This window comes from Shinella sp. JR1-6 (genome assembly GCF_004284735.1).
In the GTDB taxonomy this organism is placed as follows: domain Bacteria; phylum Pseudomonadota; class Alphaproteobacteria; order Rhizobiales; family Rhizobiaceae; genus Shinella.
Window position 1 is genome coordinate 12,375 of the sequence record NZ_SHMI01000031.1, and the last position, 22,552, is coordinate 34,926.

Sequence of the window (22,552 nt, forward strand, 5' to 3'; positions counted from 1 at the left end):
ATGACCCAGGCGACGCTTGCCCCAGATCTCATCGACCGCTTCGCCACCATCACAGGCCCGGCCCACGCCCTGACGGCGGAGCGCGACATCGCGCCCTATCTCGTCGAAAGCCGGGGGCTCTATCACGGCACCTCGCCGCTCGTGCTGCGGCCGGGCTCCGTCGAGGAGGTCTCGAAAATCCTCGCGCTCGCCACGGAAACGCGCACGGCCATCGTCCCGCAGGGCGGCAATACCGGCCATGTCGGGGGCGCGGCGCCGCGTGAAGGGGCGACGGATGTCGTGCTGTCGCTCTCCCGGCTCAACCGCATCCGCGATGTCGATCCGGTCGGCAATGTCGTCGTCGCCGACGGCGGCTGCGTCCTCGCGGAGATCCAGAAGGCGGCCGAGGCCGCGGACCGGTTGTTTCCGCTGTCGCTCGGCTCGGAAGGCTCCTGCCAGATCGGCGGCAACCTGTCCACCAATGCCGGCGGCACCGCGGTGCTCGCCTATGGCAACATGCGCCAGCTCTGCCTCGGCCTCGAAGTCGTTCTGCCGACCGGCGAGGTCTGGAACGGCCTGCGCCGGCTGAAGAAGGACAATACGGGCTACGACTTGCGCGACCTCTTCATCGGCGCGGAGGGCACGCTCGGCGTCATCACCGGCGCGGTGCTGAAACTCTTCCCGCGGCCGCTCGGCCACGAGGTGGCCTTCGCCGGGCTGAAATCCGTCGCGGATGCGCTCGCCCTCTTCGAACGCGCCTCCAGCCGCTGCGGCACCGCGCTGACCGGCTTCGAGCTGATGCCGCGTCTCGGCGTCGATTTCACCACGCGGCACATTCCGGGCGTGCGCGACCCGCTCGCCAGCCGGCATGACTGGTACGTGCTCGTCGATATCTCGACATCCGACGCGGCGGAGACCGCCGCGCGCATGATGGAGGCCCTGCTGGCCGAGGGCATCGAGGCCGGGCTCGTCGAGGACGCGGTGATCGCCGCCAGCGAGGAGCAGCGCCGGGCGCTGTGGCACATGCGCGAAAGCATGTCGCCGGCGCAGAAGCCGGAGGGCGGCTCGATCAAGCACGACGTCTCCGTGCCGGTCTCGGCCATCCCGGCCTTCATGGCGGAAGCGGATGCGGCGGTCATGAAAGCCATCGACGGGGCGCGCATCTGCTCCTTCGGCCATATGGGCGACGGCAACATCCACTACAACATTTCGCAGCCCGTCGGCGCCGACAGGGACGCCTTCCTCGGCCGCTGGCGCGAGATCAACGACCTCGTGCACGCCATCGTGCTGAGCTATGGCGGGTCGATTTCCGCCGAGCACGGCATCGGCCAGCTGAAGCGCGACGAGCTCGCGGCGGTGCGCGCGCCGATCGAGATGGACCTGATGGCAAGGATCAAGCACGCCTTCGACCCCGCCGGCATCATGAACCCCGGCAAGGTCGTCAGGGGCTAGCGTATTTCCGCTTTTCTTCGAACAGCGAAAACGCTCTCTATCTGTTTAACGCCGTTCCGGGTGCAAAACCGCGCCGCGCTTCTGCTGGAATTGCGCCAGGCGGATCAGCCGCCGGTGCGCAGCTGCGCCAGCGACATCATGAGATCGGCACTGATGCCGGCCGAACCCGAACTGGTGAGCACGGAGAGCGCCGGATCCGTCGTGCTCTGGTTCTCGAGATCGTAGAGCACGGAGAACTTCACGATCATCTTGGAGACCTTCTCCGGATCCTGCAGATCCTTCAGCTCGAGATAGCGCTCGACCATGTCGGCCTGGGCGTCGACATCGGCGCTCGCGATCTCGTCGGGCAGCTGGTAGAGCACCTTGAAGACTTCGAAGAGCGCGTCGTCGGCCAGAAGGTCGTAAGGGCTCGAAACCGTTTCCGCCTTGCGCTCGAAATAGAGCGCGAGGCGCACGCCGGCATTGTCGTTGCCCGCATCCGCCTCCAGCTTCTGGCGCACGTAGCCGTCGATCGTCTGGTAGATGCCGCGGCGCGACTGGATCTCGGCATCGTCCTGCCGCTCGACCTGGCCCTCGGCATTGAAGTTGAACGAGGCCACGATCTGGCGATAGGCGCGGTCGGGCTGCTGGTTGGCAAAACTGTCGGGGTCGTCGAGGTCGGAGGTGAAGATCTTTGCCATGAACTCCGCATCGACGCTCTTCGTATCGATGCCGTTGGCCGTCAGCACGAAGGCGACGAGACGCGGATCGGACAGGAATTCCTTGACGCTGTCGATCTTCTGCATCTGGAGGGAGTAATATTTCGCCTCCTCCTCCGCCAGTTTCTTGTCATCTTCCGTTCCGAAACGGGATTTGGCCGTCACATAGGCGCGCGACATGACGAGGATCTCGGATTCGGACTGTGCCAGCTTCGGCGCCGTGATGTTGCCGTCCGACCCGAAATTGAACGCCTTGGCGAATTCGACGAAGCGCGGGTCGCCGAGCTGGTACACGTAGCTCTTCGGATCGTTGAGATCGCTCTTCAGCACGTTCTTGACCGTCAGGGCCGAGACCTTGGCCGGATCGAAACCGAAGGCCTTCAACGCGAAGTCGTAGAGGCTCGCCTCGCCGACGAACTCGTTGACAGTCTTCACCGCGCCGATCTGGCTCTTGAACCGCCGAATGGCCAGCTCGTCCGCCTCGTCGTCCTTGTCGTTGTAGCGGCTCATGTAGCCGGAGGCGACCGTTGCGGTCTGGGTCGCGGTCTGCGCCGCATCGCCGGCGGCCAGCGTGCCGTCCTCCTGGAAATTGAAGGCGGCGCGCAGGGCGAAATAGGCGTCCTTGTCCGATCCGCCGAACTTGTTGATGTAGCTGTTGGCGTTGTTCGGGTCAGGATCGCTGGTCAGGATGTTGGCGATGGTCGAGCTGACGATCGACAGCTTGTCGAGGCCGAAGGCCACCTTGAGATAATTGACCATGCGCGGATTGCCGGCAACCTCGCTTGCCGTCGTGACGCTGCCGATCCGGCTTTCGAAATACTCCTTATGGATCAGCGCGGCGGCCGATGTCGCGCGCGGATTGGAGAGTGTGTAGAGCTCGGTCGTGCTGGTCTTCTGGCTGGCGTTCTGCACCGTGCCGGCGACCGCCGTGCCATCGGCGGCAAAATTGAAGGCGCTGGCGAGCGTGCCGTATTTCTCGGCATTGGCGATGATGGCGCTCTGGCGGACGATCTCGGCCCTGAGCTGGGCGATGCGGGCCGCGTTGGCGTCGTTGGGTTGGAGTGTCGCCAGCTCGTCATTGGCCGCCTGCATGGCTGCCTGCGCGGCGGTCGCCTTGGCGCCGAACTCCGTGTTGAAGTAGCTGGCGGGATCGTCAAGGTCGCTGGTCAGCACCCCGCGGATCGTCTGGCGCGACCAGGTCGACGGATCGATGCCGAAGGCCGTGAAGACGTAGCTGCGCAGCCGGTCATTGTTGAGCAGCTGGTCGACGCTCGTGACCGTGTCGATGACGGCATTGTAGTAGCGCGTCTCCTCCTTGATCGCCGCGCCGGCATTGGCCGCCGTCGCCGAATAGAGGCCGATGATCTCGTCGAGCTGCACCTCGGTCTGCGCCGAGGCGGTCGACGCCTCGAAACTGAAGGCGGTGGCGAATTCCCGGTAGCGCGAATCCGTCAGGAGGTTGACGAAGCTGTTCGCATCCGACGTATCGCTTTCCAGCACCTTGCGCATGAAGGCGGTGGCATAGGTCATCTCCTCCAGGCCATAGGCTTTCATGGCATAGGAATAGAGCTGGTAGTCGTCGAGAAACGCGTCGACGCTGGTCACCTTGCCGATGTTTTCCTTGTAGTACTCGGCCTCGCGCGCGGTGACCGTCTCGCTCGCCGTGCGGTCCAGCGACACCAGCATGTCACGCGCGATGAGGTTGTAGCTCGTATAGGTGGACAGCATCGGAGGGGTCTCTTTCGACAATGCGGGCGGGCCGATCGGGGGCCACTCTCGCGCGCGAGGCTTGTCCCGACCTGTCGCACGCGTTCACCTCTCCTAAACCCTAGCCCGTGCGGTTTTGCTAACCATCAGGAACTGCAAAGTTTTCTTAACCGCGATTTTTAAGCGGCTCGGAAGGGGGTGCGCCTATTCTCGCCCTCAGAGGACGAAAAGTCCCGATGAGAAGACCGGACACCGGCTCTCAAGGAAAACAAGGGCGAAAGACATGCTGAATACCGTTTCCAAGCCGGCCTGGGCCGGCACCACGCTCCGGCTCGATCCCAAGCGCTTTCCGCAGCAGGTGACCTTCGAGCTGCGCGCCGAGGGAACCGACGCCACCATCACGCTCGACGAACGCGGCGCCGTGCTGCGCAAGGTTCTGCCGTCCAGCGGCCTGCCGCTCTCGATCGCCCTGCCGGCCCGCGCCTTCAAGGGCGTCGCCGCCCGCGCCATCGACCACGGCAACGGCGACGTGACCGTCACCCTCGAACTGCACCACGACGATCCGGACCTCTGCATCCCGCTCCTGGTGGCGCACGACCTGTGCGACATCGCCGCCGACTGGCGCAGCTGGGCCGAGGCCTACCGCATCCCCATGCTGATGGTCGAGGCCGACGGCATCGCCCGGCCGCTCGACGACAACCTGACGGTCGGCAGCCGCCCCGCCAAGCAGCGCCGCCGCCACTCCTACTTCGCCGACCGCCGCCCCCGCTTCCTGGTGCGCCGCACCACCGGCAAGCTCGGCGTGCAGATGAAGATCGACGGCCGGGAAATCATTGCCCGGCGTTGAGCCTGAGCCGCATGACCTCCAGAAAAGCCGGCCGTTCCCTGCGGCCGGCTTTTTCGTGCGCCCTTGCCTGTTCCCTCCGGAACACTTTTCCCGCGCCCGGCGTGGGAAACAGCGTTCAACACACCGGGTTCGTACCGGGGAACGCGAAGCAAGGGACAGATCACAATGGCAAAGTTCTTCACCACCCTCCTCGGCCGCATCCGCACCGTCGACAGCGCGACCGTCGATCGCGTTCGCCCGCCACGCCGCGGTTTCGAGATCGCCCTTCATCCGACGACGCTGCGGCGCGGCGAAGACCGTCCGCAGACCGGCTCGCGCGGGCCGCGGCACCGCTGATCAGGCGAACGGGATGGCGACGGTGAGCGCAAGGAAGAGGCAGAGGCCGACGACGCCGTTGAACTTGAAGAGTGCGAGGCACTGTTCCGGGTCGTCGATGTCGAGCGTGGCGATCTGCCAGGCGAGCATGGCGGCAGCCACGCCGAGGCCGAGCCAGGCCACGATGCCGATGCCGGCAAGCCAGAAGGAAAGCGCGACCAGCACGACCGTCAGGCCGTAGAGGCCGACGAGCCATCCCGCGGTCTTCTCGCCAAAGAGGCGCGCGGTGGAACGCACGCCGATCAGTGCATCGTCTTCCTTGTCCTGGTGGGCGTAGATCGTGTCGTAGCCGATGGTCCAGGCGATGGCGGCGACGTAGAGCGCCAGCGAGGCGGCCGACACTTCGGAAAATTCCGCCGCCCAGCCCATCAGCGCCCCCCAGGAGAAGGCCATGCCGAGGAAGAATTGCGGCCAGTCGGTGAAGCGCTTCGCGAAGGGGTAGATGGCGACGATCGCCAGCGAGGCGATGCCGAGCACGATGGTAAAAAGATTGAACTGCAACAGCACGACGAGGCCGACAAGCGCCTGCAATGCCATGAAGATCTTCGCCTGCCGGCGCGTGACGCGGCCGGAGGGCAGCGGACGCGAGCGGGTGCGGGCCACTGCCTGGTCGATCTCGTGGTCGACGAGGTCGTTGTAGGTGCAGCCGGCGCCGCGCATCGCGACGGCCCCGACGAAGAAGAGGAAGAGCTGCGTGACGAAGCGCGCAAGATCGAAGGTGCCGATCGCCGCCGAGACATTGGCCGCCAGCGCCGCCGACCAGAGGCACGGCAGGAGGAGAAGCTGCCAGCCGATCGGCCGGTCCCAGCGGGCGAGCTGCGCATAGGGCCAGGCCGCGCGCGGCAGCACGCGGTAGACCCAGTTTCGGGACGGCGCATCGGCGACGCGGCCGGAATCGGAGGGAGAGCTGATCATTCCCCTAGATCGCAAGCCGCCCGGCGCCGGTCAAGCCGGCACCGCGCCGCAGGGCAGGTCGTGCGCGCCGAAAAGGTTACGGCAGCGTGAAATCGAACCGGTAGGTGGCTGAAAGGCCGATCAGCACCTGATCGCGGCTGCCGCGCTCCTTGACGAGGCTCGACTTGGCCGCGTCGCCAACGAGGCGCTTGTATTCGGCAAAGGCGCTCGTCTCGATCTTCTCGTTGACCTGCCAGGTGATCGCCGCGCCCGCGCCCACCGAGTGGATGCCGCCGTCGGGATCGTAGGCGGAAAGACCGGACTTGGCGACCTGGTTCGGCTTCACGCCATAATAGGTGTCCATATAATCGTTCGAGGCGAGCGTCACACGCGGGCCGGCCGAGATGCGCACATCAGGGCGCACGTCGACGAAGGCGTCGGCCGCGATATCGGCAACGATACCGTCATGGCTGCGGATGCCGTGGCGCACCTCGCCGCGCACGCGCAGCCAGTCCGTCGGATAGGCTTCGGCGAAGGCGCCGAGTTCGCCGCCAAACTTCACCGGGGTCAGGCCGCGCAGATCCTTCGAATCGTCGTCGTCACGCGGCATGACGAGTTTACCCGTCGCACCGGCACGAAAGCCGCCATTGTCGATCAGCGCGAAGGACGGGTTGTCATTGCGCGAGGAGAAGCGGACGGTGCTGCCCGCCTTGCCGAGCGAGATCATCGGCGTGACCTGGAACAGGTATTTTTTCGCCCCCTCGTAGCGCGGCGCGGCAAAGCCGGCGGCGCCGACCTTCAGATACCAGTCGCCGGACCAGAAATAGCCGCCTTCGCCGGCAAGGGCGGAAACGGGCACAAAAAGGAGAGCGGCCGCAGTCATTGCGGTCGAAACACGGATACTCAAGACACAATCCTCGCTTCACCGGCAGACCCGCCGCGGGCTGCCGAAACCTTTGATTGCGTGAACATTAGCTGCGTTTCATTACCGCTTTGCTAACCATCCGGCCTGGCGGCGCGCGGAACGATTCGGCCGTGCCGACGTTTTTACGGGGAACGAACAAGGAGTTTCCCGATGACCGTCAGCACGATGGAACTGAAGCTGCAGGCGATCCGCAACGACAGCGGCCTTTCCCGCAAGGAGAAGATCGTCAGGCTGGAAAAGCTGCGCACAGAAGCCCGCGCGCTCCAGCGCGCCGCCACCGAAAGCGCCATGGTGGAGGATGATGGCTGGTACGAGGACGTGCACCTGATCGACACGGAGCTGGAGGCGCTCGGCCGTACCGTGGAGGAAAAGGGTGCGGCGACCCTATAAGGGCGGCACCGTACAGTCGCGGCAGCGGGATGAGGGGCAAACCTGACATTCTCCTGCCCGCGCGCGCTCCCGGTCCCGGCAGCCCTTGACCTTTCAGCCCCATCCCCTTAACCCGCCAGCAACGAAGGACGGATCGAGGATATGGGCATGAAGGTTCTGTTGATCGGATCGGGCGGACGCGAACACGCCCTTGCCTGGAAGCTGGCGCAATCTCCCCTCCTCGAAACGCTCTACGCCGCCCCCGGCAATCCCGGCATCGCCGACTGCGCCACGCTCGTCGCGCTCGACATCGAGGATCATGCGGCCGTCGCGGCCTTCTGCAAGGAAAACGGTGTCACCTTCGTGGTGGTCGGACCGGAAGCCCCGCTGGTCGCGGGCATGGCCGACGTGCTGCGCACCGCCGGCATCGACGTCTTCGGCCCCTCGGCCGCCGCCGCGCAGCTCGAGGGATCCAAGGGCTTCACCAAGGATCTCTGCGCGAAATACGACATTCCCACCGGCGCCTACCAGCGCTTCACCGACGCCGCGGCCGCCAGGGCCTATGTGGAGCGCGAAGGCGCGCCGATCGTCATCAAGGCGGACGGACTTGCCGCCGGCAAGGGCGTGACGGTCGCCATGACGCTCGACGAAGCGCTGGCCGCCGTGGACGACTGCTTCGACGGCGCCTTCGGTGCGGCGGGCGCGGAAGTCGTGGTGGAGGCCTTCCTCGATGGCGAGGAGGCGAGCTTCTTCTGCCTGTGCGACGGCGTGAACGCCCTGGCCCTTGCTTCGGCGCAGGACCACAAGCGCGTCGGCGACGGCGACACCGGCCCCAACACCGGCGGCATGGGCGCCTACTCGCCCGCCCCCGTCATGACGCCCGACTTGGTCGCGCGCACCATGAAGGAGATCATCGAGCCGACGATCCGCGGCATGGCGGCAGACGGCCATCCCTTCCAGGGCGTGCTCTTCGCCGGGCTGATGATCACCGCCAAGGGCCCTGAGCTCATCGAGTACAATGTGCGGTTCGGCGACCCGGAATGCCAGGTGCTGATGATGCGGCTCGAAAGCGACCTGCTCCCGATCCTGCATGCGGCCGCGACCAGCCGGCTCGACACGGTTTCCGCCAGCTGGCGCGATGCCCCGGCGCTCACCGTCGTCATGGCCTCGAAGGGCTATCCCGGCGCCTACGAGAAGAACACGCCGATCCGCGCGCTGCCGGCCGACGACGCAGCCAGCAAGGTGTTTCATGCCGGCACAGCCCTGAAGGACGGCCAACTGGTGGCGACCGGCGGGCGCGTGCTCAACGTCACGGCCGTCGCCGCGACTGTCGCGGAGGCGCAAAAGGCCGCCTATCAGGCGCTCGACCAGGTAGAATGGGACAACGGCTTCTGCCGCCGCGACATCGGCTGGCGCGCCGTCGCGCGCGAAAAGGCGTGAGGTCCGGCACGAAAAACGCCGGATCGCTCAAATTTTACCATTTCCCCTGACGGGACCGTAACCGGCGGGCGCTATTCTCCCTACAACCATAAGGGAGAACCGTTGATGCGTACCCTGCTGCCGACCTTTGCTTTCATGCTTCTCGCCGCCCCCGCCCTTGCGGGTTCGATCGAGCCCGTTGCCGGCGCATCGTCCGAGGGGTCGAGCATTTCGGCGGTCCGCTGCGGCGACTGCCCGGCGCTGAAACCGAAGCCCAAACACGCCACCTACCAGGTCGATGCCATCGACCCCGGCACGCAGAAGGTGGAGATCCGCGAGGAGAACGGCGAGCGCAAGATCTTCCGCACCGAAGCCTGGATGGGCGGCTCGCCCGTGCTCTTCGTCAGCAAGGCCCCGGCGGAAGTCCGTCAGGCGGCCACTGTCGAAACGACGGTGGACGAGAAGGCCACGGCCGTGGAAACCGTCGATGCCGGCGCCCATACCAGCGCGCTCGACGAGACCGCAGCCCGCAAGACGGCGGCGGCCGGCATGGCAACTTCACAGGAGTTTGATCCGTCAGGGTTTGAACTTCGGGTCAACTGACCCCATAGTGGGCGCGCCCTGCCTCTCAGTCCCTCCAGGCTGACAGGAATCCGCGGAAGCGGACGTTTTGCGCCCCTGACCTCAAGCGGGGGCGCAGGCGTATCAGCCCCTCTCTCCGAGATCGCCGACCAGCCGATCGACCTCCCGGTCGGAATAGACCGCAATGCCGCCGCGCCGCAGCAGTGCCGCCGTCACTCCCTGCCCCGCATGCCGGATACCTGAAAACGTGCCGTCATAGACGAAGCCGGACCCGCAGGACGGGCTGCCGTCGATGAGCAGCGCATGCCGGCAGCCATTCTCCCGCGCCACGTCGAGCGCAATGCGCGCGCCCGCGATGTAGGCGGCGGAAACATCCCCACCGGACACCTCCAATACCCGCGCCCGGCCGTCGAGCACATCCTCGCCGTCAAGCCCGTTCTCGATCTCCGCTGGCGGCCGCGGCACCTGGAAGCCGCCGGAAAGCTCCGGACAGAGCGTCACCAGCCGCCCCTCCACTCGCCAGCGCTCGACCGCGCCATGGACAAGCGGCTTGGCCGACCCGTTGTACCGCACCGGCAAACCGGCAAGGCAGGCGCTGATGAGGATCTTCGCCGACATCAGCGCCCTTCCCTCATCCCGCGATCTTGGAGAAATCCGCGACCGTGCCGGTTGCGGCGCGGATGGCGGAGAGCAGGGCGAGGCGGTTGGCGCGGATGGCGGGGTCCTCGTCGTTGACGAGCACGTCGTTGAAGAACTGGTCGACCGGGGCACGCAGCGCCGAAAGGGCTTCCATGGCGGAACGGAAGTCTTCCTTCGAAACGGCGGCAGCGGCGTCCTTCGTCGCGGTCTCGACGGCGGCGTGGAGGGCCTTTTCGGCATCGAGCAGGAGAAGGTCGGCCGAGACGGCGCCTTCGACGACGGTGCCCTTCTTCTCTTCGGCAGCGAGAAGCTGCGTGGCGCGTTTGGTGCCGGCGAGCAGGTTCTGCCCCTCTTCCGAGGTGATGAAGGCCGTCAGCGCCTCGACGCGGCGGGCGACCATCAAGAGATCATCGGCTTCGGGCGTCAGCACGGCATCGATGAGATCGTGGCGCGCGCCCATGTCGCGGAGATAGACTTTGAGGCGATCGTGGAAGAAGGCAACGAGGTCCGGATCCTTCGCGACGGAGGCGAGCGGCAGGCGGATGTTCTTTTCGAGCAGCATGCGGATGACGCCGAGGGCGGCGCGGCGCAGCGCGTAGGGGTCCTTCGAGCCGGTCGGCTTCTCGTCGATCGCCCAGAAGCCGATCAGCGTGTCGAGCTTGTCGGCGAGCGCGACGGTAAGACCGACCTTGCCGGCCGGTACGCGGTCCGAGGGGCCCTGCGGCTTGTAGTGATCCTCGATCGCCTCGGCCACCGCGGCGTCCTCGCCCTGGAGCGCGGCGTATTTCCGGCCCATGATGCCCTGCAGCTCTGGAAACTCCCCGACGGCCTCGGTGCGCAGGTCCGCCTTGGCGAGCACCACGGCCCGGTCGACGAGCGCCGCATCCGCGCCGATGACGGGGGCAAGTTCGCCTGCAAGCGTGCGGATGCGCTCGACGCGGGCGCCCTGGGTGCCCAGCTTGGCATGGAAGGTGACGTTCAGCGCGTCGAGCTTGGCCATGCGCTGGTCGAGCGGCTTCTTCAGGTCGAGGCCGAACTTTTCGGCCGATGCCTTCAGCGTGTCGAGGTCCGGCAGGTCGCGCTGGTCGCGCAGCCAGAAGTGCTTTGCATCGGAAAGACGGGCCCGAACGACCTTGCCGTTGCCGTGCACGATCTCCTTGCCGCCGTCCTTCGCCTCGATGTTCGAAATGAGGATGAAGTGGTTGGAAAGTGTTTCGGCGCCCGGCTTGCGGGTGACGAAGCATTTCTGGTTCGTCTTGATGGTGAGGCGGATGATTTCCGAGGGGATCGCCAGGAACTCCTCCTCGAAGGTACCCATCAGCACCTGCGGCCATTCGACGAGGCCGGAGACCTCCTCCAGCAGGCCCTCGTCCTCGACCAGTTCGAGGCCGTTCGCAAAGGCGATGTTGCCCGCATCCGTCGCGATGATCTGCTTGCGGCGTTCGGCATCGAGCACGACCTTCGCCTTCTCCAGATTGGCGACATAATCCTCGAAGCGCCGCACGGTGATCGCGCCCGGCGCATGGAACCGGTGGCCATAGGTGACATTGCCGGCGACGAGCCCGTCGACCTCGAAGGGCACGATGCGGGTTTCCTCCGTCTCCGAGCCGAAGGTGCAGACGATCGACTGCAGCGGGCGCACCCAGCGCAGCGCACCGGGCTTGGCCGAGGCGGCGCCGGAGCGCATCGATTTCGGCCAAGGGAAGTTGCGGATGATGCCCGGCATCACCTCGGCGATGATCTCGTCGGCCGGGCGGCCCGGCTTGACGATGTGGGCGACGTAGAAATCGCCCTTCTTCGGGTCCGAATGGACATGGGCTTCGGAAACCGATGCGAGGCCCGCCTTGCGCAGGAAGCCCTGGATCGCCTGTTCGGGGGCCGAGGTCGTCGGGCCCTTGATGTCCTCGCGCACGTCGCTCGAGCGGGCGTTGAGGCCGCGGATATCGAGCGTCAGGCGGCGCGGCGTCCAGTATTCGCGCGCACCCTCATAGGTCAGGCCCGCATCCACCAGCGCGTCCGTGACGAGCTTCTTCAGATCGCCCGCGGCCTTCCGCTGCATGCGGGCGGGGATTTCCTCGGAGCGGAGTTCAAGCAGAAGATCGGGCATGTCAGCTTTCCTCGCCCTCCCCTTCGCCGGAGAGGGCCGGCGCAGCGGCCGGAGTGGGGGTCAAAATCGTGCGCCTCTGCTAGCAAAGTTCGGCGGTGCTGTTCAACGGCAAATGTGCGCCCCGCCGCCCAATCGCGCCGAATAGGCGGACCGGACGGCGTTCCCGCCGGCCCGCGCTCGCCGTTCAGGCGGCGACGCTGGCCGCCACTTCCCTCGCCAGCTGCTCGAGCAGCCCCCGCGTTCCCTCCTTGCGGCCGTCGATGTTGCCGTCGCGATAGGCGCCCTGCTCGGTGAGGAGAAGACGCGTTCCGCCACCCTCCGCCTGAAACTCGGCCGTCAGCAGCGAGGCGGAGAGTGGTGCCCCGTCCAGCGTCATCGCATAGGCGAGGATGACGCATTCCCCCTCGCGCACCTCCAGGAAGGTCGTCTCGTTGGTCAGCACGACATCCGCGCCGGGCGGGCTGAACTTGCTGAATTCCTGCGCGCCGGCAGCGACGCGCCCGGCGGGCCGATATTCGTGCACCGTCCAGCCGTCAGAGCTGATGAGCCAGCGGTAACGCGCCTCGGCTTCCACATAGGCGGCAAAGACCTTTGCCACGGGCGCATCGTAGAGACGGTCGAGCGTGAAGCTGCCGTGAATGATCTTCGGATCGGTCATGTTCATTCCTCTTCCTTGGTTTCTTTCAGATAGGCATCGAGATGGTCGAGCTTGCGCTCCCACGGCCGGCTTTGCGCGGCAGCCCAGCGTTCCAGATCCTTCAAGGCCCCCGGCTTCAACGACACGGTCCGCACGCGGCCGACCTTTTCCGACACGATCAGCTTCGCCTCTTCGAGCACGCCGAGATGCTGCATCACCGCGGGCAGCGAGATCGGCGCGACCTGCGTAAGGCCGCTGACGGAGCACGGCCCCTTGGCCAGCCGCTCGACGATACGTCGGCGCACGGGCTCGGAAAGGGCGTTGAGCAGGATGTCTATCGGGTCTGAATAGTTAGGCATACGCTTAAGTATTGGAAGGCAACCTTCCCTGTCAACAAAAAACTTCAGCCGCGACTTAAGTGTTTGAGAAACGCGCTCCTGCGGCATGTGCCATCGACGGAGCAAGCCAGCTGCAAATGATTGTGCCTGAGCCGGCCGGCTACCAGCCGCCGCCGCCACCGCCGCCGCCGCCGCCCCCGGACGAGCCGCCACCGCCGCCCGAGGAGAAGCCGGAAGAGGAGCTTTTCGGCGGATCCGGCAGGGAGGAGGTCATGGTGCTCGCCATGGAGCCGGCAAAGCCGCCCATGCGATCGGAAAACCGGCCGGAGGAAAAGCTGTCGCCACGGTACCAGGCGGGCTGGTAGGCGGCAGCGGCGGCACCGGCTGCCGCGGCGGCGACGAGCCAGCGGTCGAAGGTTTCAGACCAGGGTTTCTCGACGCCCAGCGCCACGGCATAGGGCAAGAGGGTCTCGTAGTGGCGCGGCGACATGTCCGGCGCGCCGGCCATGTTCATGCGGTCCTTCTCGGCAAGCGTCAGATACTGGCGCAGGCCCTCGATGCCGTCCATCATCCTGCGGCCGAGCGGCGTCGGCGCGCCCATCAGGAAGAAGAAGACGAGATTGGTGACGACGATGCCGCCGACGGCGGCAAAGAGCGGCATCTGGCCGGCGGCGGCGCTGGTGACGAACAGCGCGAGGATGATGCTGCCGAAGACCGTGAGGAAGACGAAGCCGACGAAGGCGATCATAACGACGGCGAGGATGCGCGCGCCGAGCGACTTCGCCCGCCGGAAATTCTGCCCGAGCGCCAGCGCGAAGATGGAGATGAAGACCGAGGCGAAGACCGGCAGGATGACGAGCGCGATGCCCTCCTCCGGCAGCGAGCCGAAGATGAGGAGAGCCGCAAGGCAGACGAGCGACAGGAGAATGCCGCAGATCACCTGCGGCCAGTTGGCAAGGTAATACTTGTAGCGGTGCTCCTTCTCCATCGCCTCGCTGAAGTCCAGGCCGAGCGTCTGCACCCGCTTGCCGTTCGACTTGTCGATGATGAAGGTGCTGCCCGCCGAGCCGACGGTCTTCAGCAGGGTCGCCTCGCCGGTCGGCAGCGCACCTTCGACCGGCTTTTCCGTCCGGGTGACGGTGATCGAGGTCTTCAGGTCCTTCAGTTCGACGAGCCCCTTGACCGCAAGGTTGAGGAAGGCGGCGGAAATCGCCGTCCAGCCCTGCCCGCCGAAGCCTTTCTCGTCGATATAGTTGACGAGCGCCGGCGACAGGCCCTCCGGCGCATCCCAGCGCGGCACGATGACGCCACCCGCCGGATCGCGGCCCACGGAAAGCCAGGCCCAAAGGTAATAGCCGACGACCAGCACGAGCCCGCCGAAGGCGAGGAAAAGGTTGCGGTTGTCCTTGAGGAACAGGGTCCGCTCTTCCGCCGCCGTCGGGCGGTCGATGCTGCCGGCCGGCATTTTCACACCGATCGTCAGCCCCTCGTTCGGGCCGAGTTCGCGCGTCGTCTCGAACGTTGCCCGGTTGCCCTGGTTTTCGCTGCGCGCGTCCTTGCCCGTGGCGCCGAGCGGTCCGGTGAAGACGGTCAGTTCCTCCGCCCGCACCCCCTCGGGCAGGGTCACCGTCGCCGTGGCCCTGTCTATCGGAAAGGCCCATTCGGTGCCGGTGACGTTCCAGAAGAGTTCGTCATGCGTGTCGAAGAAACGGATCTGCCGCGTCGTCTCGTAGGTCAGGCGATACTGGTGGAAGCCGGGATCGAGGAGCACGTCGGCCGAGCCGAAATAGATGCGGATGCCGCGGCGGATGGTTTCCGTGCGGTAGGGCTCCGGCCGGCCGTCCCGCTCGACGCTGAGGATCTTGAAGCCCACCTCCCGCTCCCGCCCGCCGGCGTCGACGAAGGTCAGCGGAAAATCGCGATAGATGCCGCGGCGGATCTGGTTGCCCTCGGCGTAGACGCGGATCGTTTCCGTCACGGTCAAGGTGCCGTTCTTCGCGACAGCGATGTCGGAATGATAGCGGTCGAAATACTCCTCCGCCCGCGCCGCGTTGCCAGCCAGAAGACAGAGCCACAGCGTCAGGACAACGGCAATCCGCATCATGAAGGGCTCCGGTATTAGAACTTGACGGTCGGCACGGCCCGGTCGGCCGGGTTCTCGATCTCGAAATAGGGCGCCTTCAGGAATTTGAAGAGGCTGGCGACGAGGTTCGAGGGAAAGCTTTCGACCTTGACGTTGAGATCGCGGGCGGCGCCGTTGTAGTAGCGGCGGGACATCTGGATCTCGTTTTCCAGTGTCTCCAGCGTCTCCTGCAGCTCGGCGAAGTTCTGGTTGGCCTTGAGGTCCGGATAGGCTTCGGCCAGCGCGAAGATGCGACCCAGCGCCTGGCTGAGCAGGCCTTCCGCCTGCGCCCTGCCCGCGACGTCCCCGGCCGGCACGGCCTGCGCCCGGTTGCGCAGCTCCACCACCTTTTCCAGCGTGTCCTTCTCGTGCGCGGCGTAGCCTTTCACGGTTTCGATCAGGTTGGGGATGAGGTCGGCGCGGCGCTTCAGCTGCACGTCGATGCCGGACCAGGCCTCCTCCTTCACCTGACGGGCTTTGACGAGGCCGTTGTAGAGAATGATGGCGTAGAGAACGACCACCGCCGCGATTGCCAGACCGATCATGAAAGCCTCCGCTCGTTCTTTGTCTCGGGCACGACCTTAGCATCCGCATCGCCGCAGAAAAGCCCCCCAAGGGGCCCGGCGCCGCCTCCTCTTCCTCAAAGCAGGCGAGCGCCCGCAAACCCTGTCACCCCGGGAACCGCGCCACGGCGCGCTTTGGCCGATAGTCGCTTCACCAACCACACGAACCCTGAAGCAACCGCCATGAAAGCCCTCGTCCTCACCATCAACGTTCTCGGTTTCACCGCCCTCTTCCTCGCCTACACGATGGGCGCTGCGGTCGACCGTCCGAAGGGTGTACGCCGGGCGCTCCAGACCTATGCCGGCCAGCTTCCCACCGGCGCGATGCCGACGCTGAAGCCCGTCTGGGAACTCGGCGTGAAGGTTTCGACCCTCGCCTGAAGAAAATGCCTCCCCGGCCGGACCGGAGAGGCACAACAAGGCATCCCGCTTTCCGCCTCAGATCGCGCGCGTGATGCCGCCATCGACGCGGATGTTCTGGCCGGTGATGTAGGCGGCGCCATCGGAGGCGAGGAAGGCCACCGTCGCGGCGATCTCCTCGCTCGTGCCGTAACGCTTCATCGGCACACCGTCGCGCCGCTCCTCGGTCGCCGGCAGGCTGTCGATCCAGCCGGGCAGCACGTTGTTTATGCGGATGTTGTCGGCCGCATAGGTATCGGCGAAGATCTTGGTGAAGGAGGCAAGACCCGCGCGGGCGACGGCCGATGTCGGGAACATCGCGCTCGGCTCGAAGGCCCAGGCGGTGGAGATGTTGATGATCACGCCGGACTTCTGCTTCTGCATGACCGGGGTGACGAGGCGCGTCGGGCGCACGGCGTTGAGGAAATAGACGTCGATGCCAGCGTGCCAGTCCTCGTCCGTCAGATCAAGGATCGGCTTGCGCGGGCCGTGGCCGGCGCTGTTGACGAGGACGTCGATACGGCCCCAGCGTTCCAGCGCCCCATCGACGAGCCGCTTCAGGTCGTCAGTCGACTGGTTCGAGCCGGTGACGCCGAAGCCACCGGTCTCGGCGGCCAGCGCCTCGCCCTTGCCGGAGGAGGAGAGGACGGCGATCTTGAAGCCATCCGCCGCCAGCCGCTTTGCCGCCGCTGCACCCATGCCGCTGCCGCCAGCCGTGATGATTGCCACTTTTTCTACTGCCATCGCTTGTCTCCCTCTTGAGAACCGGTTGCGGGCAAGCCGCCTTTCTTCATTTTCCGCCAAGTGATATCATTGCTCCAGCAGGAGTGCGAGCCAGTTCCACTCTCATCATCCAGTAGAAAATCTACTCCATGACAGACGCCATACGACGCCTCCCTCCACTCAACGGCCTGCGTGTTTTCGAGGTGGTGACACGGCATCTCAATTTCCGGCTGGCTGCGGAGGAGCTCGGCGTCACCCAGGGCGCGGTGGCCCAGCAGATCCGCGGGCTGGAGGCCGAACTGGGGCTAAAACTGTTCGACCGCCAGCCGCGCATGCTCGCGCTCACCGAGGCCGGGCGCAGCTATGTCGCCAACGTCCGCCGCGCCTTCGAGCTGATCGCCGAGGCGACGGAGGCCCTGCGACCGGAGCCGCAGCACCTGACGATCAGCGTGACGCCGACCTTCGCCTCGAAATGGCTGATCCCGCGCCTGCCCGAATTCACCGCAGCCCATCCGGACATCGACCTGCGCATCCTGGCGACGGACCGGATCTCCAATTTCCAGACGGATGCGGTGGATCTCGCCGTGCGTTACGGCCGCCCGCCCTTCGGCCCGGGGCTCGATGTGGACCTCCTGTTCGAGCAGGTGCTGGTAGCCGTCGCCAGCCCGCTCCTCATCGAGAAGCTGGGGAACCCGACACGCCCGGAGACCTTCGCCCGCTACGCGCTGCTGCACGATGCGCATGACTTCTGGCCGCAATATCTCGAAACGGTCTTTCCGGATGGCACGCCCGCGGCAGCGAAGAACATCCGCTTCAACCAGACCGCCCATGCCATCGAGGCCGCGATCGCCGGCCAGGGCATGGTGCTGGCGAGCCGGTTCTTCGTCGAGGAGGATATCCGCACCGGGCGGCTGGTTCGCCTGTTTGCAGGCGACATGCGTGCGGGGGCGGACTTCTATGCCGTCTCGCCCCGCAAGCCGCGCCACGCCGCATCCGTCGCAGCGGTTCGCGCCTGGCTGGCCACCACCGGCGGCCAGGCCTTTCGGAGCCCGCGTTTCCGCTGAAAGACGGAAACGCGCGGAAAACAGGCTCAGGCCGCGTCCTTCGTCCAGTTCACGCCGCCGGCATCCGTCAGCAGGAAGGCCTCGCCGCAGGCCTTTGCCAGCGTGCGCACGCGCAGGATATAGCTCTGGCGTTCGGTGACGGAGATCACGCCGCGCGCATCGAGCAGGTTGAAGACGTGGCTGGCCTTGATGCACTGGTCATAGGCCGGCAGCACGCATTTGTGCAGGCGCTGGTTTTCCGCATCGCCCGGTGCGCCGGCCGCGAGCAGCGCCTGGCACTCCTTCTCCGCATCGATGAAATGGCGGTGCAGCATGGCCGTATCGGCGAATTCGAAATTGTGGCGGGAATATTCCTGCTCGGCCTGCAGGAAGACGTCGCCATAGGTGATCTTTTCAGCGCCCTCTCGGCCGTTGAAATTGAGGTCGTAGACATTGTCGACGCCCTGAACATACATGGCGAGGCGCTCGAGACCATAGGTCAGTTCGCCCGCGACAGGGGAGCACTCGATGCCGCAGACCTGCTGGAAATAGGTGAACTGCGAGACTTCCATGCCGTCGCACCAGCATTCCCAGCCAAGGCCCCAGGCGCCGAGCGTCGGGCTTTCCCAGTCGTCCTCGACGAAGCGCACATCGTGCAGCAGCGGATCGAGGCCGATGGCGGCCAGCGAGCCGAGATAGAGCTCCTGCAGGTTCGACGGGTTCGGTTTCAGGATGACCTGGTACTGGTAATAGTGCTGCAGGCGGTTCGGATTCTCGCCGTAACGCCCGTCGGACGGGCGGCGCGAGGGCTGCACATAGGCGGCGCGCCACGGGCGCGGACCGAGCGCACGCAGCGTCGTTGCCGGGTGGAACGTGCCGGCGCCCACTTCCATGTCATAGGGCTGAAGCACCGCGCAGCCCTTGTCCGCCCAGTAGTTGTGCAGCGTCAGGATCAGCCCCTGGAAGGAGCGCGTCGGGTTCATGTGGTCAGGCAGGGCGGCAGGGGTCATCGGTTTCGTCCGGGCATTCTGGAAAAAGGTGCCGGACTGGTGCCACGATGCGCCTTGGGGGTCAAGGGTTTCGGCCCCCGGCCCCGCATGCATCAATGCCGTTCGAGCGAACGGAAGAGCCCGGAGCCGGCCGCCTGGGTGACGGCCTGCACGCGCTGCGGGGCGAGATCCGGCACATGCCGCACCTGACGGCGCAGGCCGACCGGAATGCGTGCGCCATACCAGGCGGCAAGCATGGGCAGCTCGCGGCGCAGCGTGCCCTTCGCCTGCCAGCCGAGCGCCTTCAACGCCCGCGTGTCGAGCGGCGGACGGCTGACATTGTCCGGCCGGCCAGCCGTGAAGCTGACGCCGGAAACCGGGTCCTGCACGGCATCGAGGACAAGGCGGGTGATCGCGAGGATGTCGAGAAGATCGTCGCCGGCGACATTGTAGGTGGCGTTCTCCGCCCCGCGCGTCACCACTGCGCGCAACGCCGAACAGAAATCCGCCATGGTGACGAATCCGCGCGTCTGCAGGCCGTCGCCATGCACCGGAAGCGGGCGGCCGACGGCGGCAAGTTCGAGGAAGCGTGGCAGCAGTTTTTCCGTGTTCTGGCGCGTGCCGACGATGTTGACGGGGCGCAGCACGCGGATATCGAGATCGAACGAGCGGCGCAGGCCGGCGATCAGCATTTCGGCGGCGGCCTTGGAGGCGCCGTGCGGGTTGTCCGGCAGGAGCGGCGCAAGCTCGCCCATCGGCTGGCCATTGCCGGCGCCGTAGACCTCGGCGGAGCTGACATGGATCATCAGCGGCACGCGGCGGCGCCCCATCGCCTCGACCAGCACCTGCGTGCCGAGCGCATTGGCCAGCGTGAACCGCTCCGGCACCGAGAAGGCGCGCTCGACATGGCTTTCGCCCGCCGCATGCACGACGAGGTCGGCATCCTTCAGCATTTCGGTGACGAGATCGAGATTGCCGACATCGCCATCCTGCAGCGTCACGCGGCCGGTGCGGAAGGCGGCATCGAGATGCGACATGTCGGCGGCATAGGTGAAGGCATCGAGAACGCGGATGCGCGCATTCGGGCAATGGGCGAGCAGATCATCGACGATATGCGAGCCGACGAAGCCGGCACCGCCCGTTACAACGATGGTGCGAATCCAATCGAGGTCGAGCGAGGCCATGCGCATTCTCCGTTCACTGCCGGGCCTCCCTCATGGCGGCCCTGACCGCTAGATCGGCCTTCCTGCGCGCGGGGGCAACGCCGGCCGGCAGACGCAAAAGCATAAATCCCGCGTTAACCTTACGGAGCGTGGTTAATGTGCCGGAGCCGCACGGCAGGCCTTCTGCTCCAGTCCCGCGCTGGCACACAGTCGTATCGCGGCGACCGGTTTTTTCAACGTGCCCGCGAACCGAAGGTGTAAAATGCTTGGAGGCCGGGCTGACACAGCCCTAGTCGTCGTCACGGCGCAGGCGGTATTCGCCGGTTTCCGGATCCTTGACGAGCGTGCCGTTGGCGCCGGTGCGGCGCTCCTCCTCGGAACGCTTGCGTGCCTTGCTGAGGCGCTCGGCATCGGCCACGAACTTGCGATAGCCGAACCAGGCAAGGCCGACGACCAGCAGCAGAAAGATGATCTGGGCCATCGCCCCTCCCCTCGTTTTCCCGGCGCCTTATCCGGAAAGGCCGAAGCGGCCCCACAGCGCCTTTTCTTCCGCGAGGCCCGCCACGGCGGCCACGCCCGCAGAGCCTATACGCTCCGCCATATCCGATGAAAGCCCCCCGATGCCCGGCGCCTTGCGACCAAACAGCCCCTTGGGCGCGGAGACCAGCTCCAGCCGCGTCTTGTCGCCATACCGCTTCTTCAATTCCGAACGCATGTCGGCAAGGCCGTCGACGAGGCCGAGCGTCACGCCGCGGCCACCGGTCCAGAACAGGCCGGAGAAGAGATCGGGATCGTCGGCGAGTTTCGCACCGCGGCGCTCCTTCACCATGTCGATGAACACCTGATGGATCTCGAGCTGCAGGGATTTGAGATATTCGATCTCGTTTTCACGCTCGGGCTGGAACGGATCGAGGATCGCCTTGTTCGTGCCGGCCGTATAGACGCGGCGCTCGACGCCGATCTTCTTCAGCATTTCCGGAAAGCCGAAACCACCCGAGACGACGCCGATCGAACCAACGATGGAGGTCGGGTCGGCATAGATCTCGTCGCCAGCGAGCGCGATCATGTAGCCGCCGGAGGCCGCCACGTCCTCGACGAAGACGAGCACACGCTTGTTCTTCTCCGCCGCGAGCTCGCGGATGCGCTGGAAGATCAGTCGCGACTGCACGGGCGAACCGCCCGGCGAATTGATGGAGATCGCGACGGCGGGCGCGTCCTTGTAGGCGAAGGCCTTTTCGAGCGCCGGCGCGGCGGTGGCCAGATTGAGCGGCGGCCGGAACTGGCTGCCCGACGCCATGATCGCCCCGTGCAACCGGACGACCGGGATCGCGACACCCTCCTTGCGGAACCTCTTCGGCACCAGCGTCTTCAAAAATCCGGCCATCGCGCGATCCTGTCTCCTGTTCGTTTGCCCGGCTGATGTATGCACGACGAGCGAAAACGCAAGACAATCACGGAATATTCAGGGCTTCGACAGGCGTGGATAGCTTGTTCGACCGTTGTTGAGATCGTCGACGAAGGGGGTGAAGGCGTGCCGGCCGGGCTCGTGCATGACGAACGGCATGCGCAGCGTCAGTCTGGCGCGCGAGCCCTTGATGGCGGTGACGAGGATGCGCAGGGCCGGCTCGCCGGGGCGGGGATGGAGCGCCGTGATCTCGATGCCGCCGAAGCGACGGCCACAGGCGGCGACGATATCGGCGATTGATTCCGGCCGGGCGATGAGCGAAAGCTGGCCGCCCGGCTTCAGGATCGCGCCCGCCGTCCGGATCCAGCGTTCGAAGAGGTTCTGCTCCATGGCATGGGCCTCGGCCTTCAGCGCATCCGGCGTGCGGCTGCCGATGCGGTCGTTGAAGGGCGGGTTCATGATGACCTGATCGAAGGCCTCGTCGGCAAGGCCCGCCGCCACACGCGCCGTGCCCGCGAGCCCGACATCGGCCTCCAGCACGCCGACACGGGCGGAAAACGCGGCGTTTGCCGCAAGCGCTATCGACTTGCGGGCAAAACCTGCCATCAGCGGCGAGCGCTCGACAAGCAGCACCTCCGCCTTTTCGTTGCAGGCGGCAACGGCAAGGCCGGCAGCCCCCGCCCCCGCACCGAGATCGGCGACACGCGTCGGCCCCTCGCCGTCCACCAGCGCGGCGAGCAGCATGGCATCCATGCCGGAACGATGGCCGATGCCCTTCGGCTGGACGACGTGGAAGCGGCCACGATGGAAGGCGTCGATGGTCTCGGTGACCGGTTTTTCCGGCGCCGGGTCGGCTTCGCTCACGCCCGCAGCTCCGCCGCCAGACCCGCATCCGTCAGGATCTGCCGGGCCTCGTCCTCCCGGTCGCTTTCGACCAGGAAGCGGCGCGGCAACATCCCGAGCGAACCTTCGAGGATGCTCATCGCCTGATCGGCGATCAGGCAATGGATTCCGGCCTCCTTCATCAGGCTTTCCGCGAAGGAGAGCAGGACGGCGTCGTTGGTGCGGATCAATTCGATCATTCCGGTCGTTTTCCAGCCATAATTGGGGAGGCGGGACAATTCGCCTCTTGCCGCAGGAAGCCCCGCTTTCTATTGTCTTTCAACAAAAATGAACA

At 66.0% G+C, this 22,552-nt stretch carries 24 protein-coding genes; 8 read left to right on the top strand and 16 right to left on the bottom strand.

Annotated features, from left to right (window positions below; translation table 11 throughout):
- Nucleotides 1–1,431 (top strand): FAD-binding oxidoreductase, encoded by a 1,431-nt coding sequence (locus EXZ48_RS29635; RefSeq protein ID WP_130520500.1) that lies wholly within the window; start codon nucleotides 1–3, stop codon nucleotides 1,429–1,431.
- Nucleotides 1,432–1,535: 104 nt separating this feature from the next.
- Here EXZ48_RS29635 and EXZ48_RS29640 read toward each other — a convergent pair whose 3' ends face one another.
- A complete protein-coding gene (locus EXZ48_RS29640; RefSeq protein WP_130520502.1) occupies nucleotides 1,536–3,857 on the bottom strand; it encodes a DUF1217 domain-containing protein in 2,322 nt (773 codons plus the stop codon).
- A gap of 262 nt (nucleotides 3,858–4,119) precedes the next feature.
- Between EXZ48_RS29640 and EXZ48_RS29645 the strand changes: the two genes are divergently transcribed.
- Both EXZ48_RS29645 and EXZ48_RS35070 read left to right on the top strand, forming a co-directional pair.
- Nucleotides 4,120–4,683 carry a DUF6101 family protein gene (locus EXZ48_RS29645; protein ID WP_023515266.1) on the top strand — a complete coding sequence of 188 codons (564 nt, stop codon included), beginning with the start codon at nucleotides 4,120–4,122 and terminating at the stop codon, nucleotides 4,681–4,683.
- A gap of 165 nt (nucleotides 4,684–4,848) precedes the next feature.
- The gene (locus EXZ48_RS35070) at nucleotides 4,849–5,019 is read left to right on the top strand and encodes a hypothetical protein (RefSeq protein ID WP_024271035.1); all 171 of its coding nucleotides are present in this window, start codon (nucleotides 4,849–4,851) and stop codon (nucleotides 5,017–5,019) included.
- Here the strand turns inward: EXZ48_RS35070 and ubiA are convergent, their stop codons facing one another.
- Nucleotides 5,020–5,973 carry a 4-hydroxybenzoate octaprenyltransferase gene (gene ubiA / locus EXZ48_RS29650; protein ID WP_130520504.1) on the bottom strand — a complete coding sequence of 318 codons (954 nt, stop codon included), beginning with the start codon at nucleotides 5,971–5,973 and terminating at the stop codon, nucleotides 5,020–5,022.
- Nucleotides 5,974–6,049: 76 nt separating this feature from the next.
- Nucleotides 6,050–6,835 carry a MipA/OmpV family protein gene (locus EXZ48_RS29655; protein WP_023515263.1) on the bottom strand — a complete coding sequence of 262 codons (786 nt, stop codon included), beginning with the start codon at nucleotides 6,833–6,835 and terminating at the stop codon, nucleotides 6,050–6,052.
- A gap of 192 nt (nucleotides 6,836–7,027) precedes the next feature.
- Here EXZ48_RS29655 and EXZ48_RS29660 point away from each other — a divergent pair, with 192 nt between their 5' ends.
- From EXZ48_RS29660 to EXZ48_RS29670, 3 genes are all read left to right on the top strand, one after another.
- The gene (locus tag EXZ48_RS29660) at nucleotides 7,028–7,267 is read left to right on the top strand and encodes a hypothetical protein (protein WP_130520506.1); all 240 of its coding nucleotides are present in this window, start codon (nucleotides 7,028–7,030) and stop codon (nucleotides 7,265–7,267) included.
- A gap of 147 nt (nucleotides 7,268–7,414) precedes the next feature.
- Entirely contained in the window at nucleotides 7,415–8,686 is a 1,272-nt protein-coding gene (gene purD, locus EXZ48_RS29665) for a phosphoribosylamine--glycine ligase (protein WP_130520508.1), read from the top strand.
- Nucleotides 8,687–8,791: 105 nt separating this feature from the next.
- Nucleotides 8,792–9,268, top strand: coding sequence for a plant virulence effector HPE1-like domain-containing protein (locus tag EXZ48_RS29670; protein ID WP_130520510.1), 477 nt, complete (start codon nucleotides 8,792–8,794; stop codon nucleotides 9,266–9,268).
- 102 nt (nucleotides 9,269–9,370) lie between these two features.
- Here the strand turns inward: EXZ48_RS29670 and EXZ48_RS29675 are convergent, their stop codons facing one another.
- From EXZ48_RS29675 to EXZ48_RS29700, 6 genes are all read right to left on the bottom strand, one after another.
- Nucleotides 9,371–9,865 carry a DUF523 domain-containing protein gene (locus tag EXZ48_RS29675; RefSeq protein ID WP_023516158.1) on the bottom strand — a complete coding sequence of 165 codons (495 nt, stop codon included), beginning with the start codon at nucleotides 9,863–9,865 and terminating at the stop codon, nucleotides 9,371–9,373.
- Nucleotides 9,866–9,878: 13 nt separating this feature from the next.
- Nucleotides 9,879–11,993: a glycine--tRNA ligase subunit beta gene (gene glyS / locus EXZ48_RS29680; protein ID WP_023516159.1), complete on the bottom strand. Its 2,115-nt coding sequence runs from the start codon at nucleotides 11,991–11,993 to the stop codon at nucleotides 9,879–9,881.
- A gap of 184 nt (nucleotides 11,994–12,177) precedes the next feature.
- Complete coding sequence (locus EXZ48_RS29685; protein ID WP_130520512.1) at nucleotides 12,178–12,657, bottom strand: SRPBCC domain-containing protein; 480 nt, start codon at nucleotides 12,655–12,657, stop codon at nucleotides 12,178–12,180.
- Nucleotides 12,654–13,076: a helix-turn-helix transcriptional regulator gene (locus EXZ48_RS29690; RefSeq protein ID WP_245290244.1), complete on the bottom strand. Its 423-nt coding sequence runs from the start codon at nucleotides 13,074–13,076 to the stop codon at nucleotides 12,654–12,656. Before EXZ48_RS29690 ends, EXZ48_RS29685 begins: the two co-directional genes overlap by 4 nt.
- A 52-nt stretch (nucleotides 13,077–13,128) precedes the next feature.
- Nucleotides 13,129–15,072, bottom strand: a complete 1,944-nt coding sequence (locus tag EXZ48_RS29695; RefSeq protein ID WP_130520514.1) for a DUF2207 domain-containing protein — start codon at nucleotides 15,070–15,072, stop codon at nucleotides 13,129–13,131.
- 14 nt (nucleotides 15,073–15,086) lie between these two features.
- Nucleotides 15,087–15,635: a LemA family protein gene (locus tag EXZ48_RS29700; protein WP_023515131.1), complete on the bottom strand. Its 549-nt coding sequence runs from the start codon at nucleotides 15,633–15,635 to the stop codon at nucleotides 15,087–15,089.
- Nucleotides 15,636–15,836: 201 nt separating this feature from the next.
- Between EXZ48_RS29700 and EXZ48_RS29705 the strand changes: the two genes are divergently transcribed.
- Nucleotides 15,837–16,034 (top strand): hypothetical protein, encoded by a 198-nt coding sequence (locus tag EXZ48_RS29705; RefSeq protein ID WP_023515130.1) that lies wholly within the window; start codon nucleotides 15,837–15,839, stop codon nucleotides 16,032–16,034.
- A 57-nt stretch (nucleotides 16,035–16,091) separates the two neighbouring features.
- Here the strand turns inward: EXZ48_RS29705 and EXZ48_RS29710 are convergent, their stop codons facing one another.
- Complete coding sequence (locus tag EXZ48_RS29710) at nucleotides 16,092–16,796, bottom strand: SDR family oxidoreductase (RefSeq protein ID WP_130520516.1); 705 nt, start codon at nucleotides 16,794–16,796, stop codon at nucleotides 16,092–16,094.
- 128 nt (nucleotides 16,797–16,924) lie between these two features.
- Between EXZ48_RS29710 and gcvA the strand changes: the two genes are divergently transcribed.
- Nucleotides 16,925–17,839 carry a transcriptional regulator GcvA gene (gcvA, locus tag EXZ48_RS29715; protein WP_207900536.1) on the top strand — a complete coding sequence of 305 codons (915 nt, stop codon included), beginning with the start codon at nucleotides 16,925–16,927 and terminating at the stop codon, nucleotides 17,837–17,839.
- Nucleotides 17,840–17,865: 26 nt separating this feature from the next.
- On the opposite strand, the gene EXZ48_RS29720 is transcribed toward gcvA, so the two are convergent.
- From EXZ48_RS29720 to EXZ48_RS29740, 6 genes are all read right to left on the bottom strand, one after another.
- Nucleotides 17,866–18,828, bottom strand: coding sequence for a glycine--tRNA ligase subunit alpha (locus tag EXZ48_RS29720; protein WP_037405784.1), 963 nt, complete (start codon nucleotides 18,826–18,828; stop codon nucleotides 17,866–17,868).
- A gap of 92 nt (nucleotides 18,829–18,920) precedes the next feature.
- A complete protein-coding gene (locus EXZ48_RS29725) occupies nucleotides 18,921–19,991 on the bottom strand; it encodes a dTDP-glucose 4,6-dehydratase (RefSeq protein ID WP_165909465.1) in 1,071 nt (356 codons plus the stop codon).
- 268 nt (nucleotides 19,992–20,259) lie between these two features.
- Nucleotides 20,260–20,451, bottom strand: a complete 192-nt coding sequence (locus tag EXZ48_RS29730; RefSeq protein ID WP_023515125.1) for a hypothetical protein — start codon at nucleotides 20,449–20,451, stop codon at nucleotides 20,260–20,262.
- Nucleotides 20,452–20,478: 27 nt separating this feature from the next.
- Nucleotides 20,479–21,354: a S49 family peptidase gene (locus EXZ48_RS35310; protein ID WP_207900538.1), complete on the bottom strand. Its 876-nt coding sequence runs from the start codon at nucleotides 21,352–21,354 to the stop codon at nucleotides 20,479–20,481.
- 78 nt (nucleotides 21,355–21,432) lie between these two features.
- Nucleotides 21,433–22,239, bottom strand: coding sequence for a tRNA1(Val) (adenine(37)-N6)-methyltransferase (locus EXZ48_RS35315; protein WP_245462393.1), 807 nt, complete (start codon nucleotides 22,237–22,239; stop codon nucleotides 21,433–21,435).
- Entirely contained in the window at nucleotides 22,236–22,457 is a 222-nt protein-coding gene (locus EXZ48_RS29740) for a DUF2007 domain-containing protein (RefSeq protein WP_130520520.1), read from the bottom strand. The genes EXZ48_RS35315 and EXZ48_RS29740 overlap by 4 nt, the downstream gene beginning before the upstream one ends.
- Between the last annotated feature and the right edge of the window lie 95 nt (nucleotides 22,458–22,552).